The 282-nt window shown below is 66.3% G+C and carries 1 protein-coding gene; it reads left to right on the top strand.

What is annotated here, in order from left to right:
• Window positions 1-282, top strand: a 282-nt coding sequence (locus IB235_RS24890) for an IS66 family transposase zinc-finger binding domain-containing protein (RefSeq protein ID WP_192339085.1), incomplete at both ends; no start/stop codon positions are given.

Raw genomic sequence — 282 nt, 5'->3', positions numbered from 1 at the left:
TCGTCATCGAACCGGACAGCCTGGTCTGCCCCTGCGGCTGCGGCGTCATGCACAAGATTGGCGAGGACCGCACGGACCGGCTGGACATCGTGCCCGCCCAACTGCGCGTGATCGTCACCGTGCGCCCAAAATATGCCTGCCGGGCTTGCACCGACGGGGTGACCCAGGCACCGGCGCCGAGCCACCTGATCATCGGCGGCCTGCCGACCGAGGCGACCCTCGCCCATGTGCTGGTCAGCAAATATGCCGATCACCTGCCATTGTATCGCCAGAGCCAGATCC

Source organism: Paracoccus sp. PAR01, from assembly GCF_014851995.1.
Classification (GTDB): Bacteria; Pseudomonadota; Alphaproteobacteria; order Rhodobacterales; family Rhodobacteraceae; genus Paracoccus; species Paracoccus litorisediminis.
The sequence above is the reverse complement of the archived record's forward strand: the minus strand, read 5'-3'. Positions and strand labels throughout refer to the sequence as shown.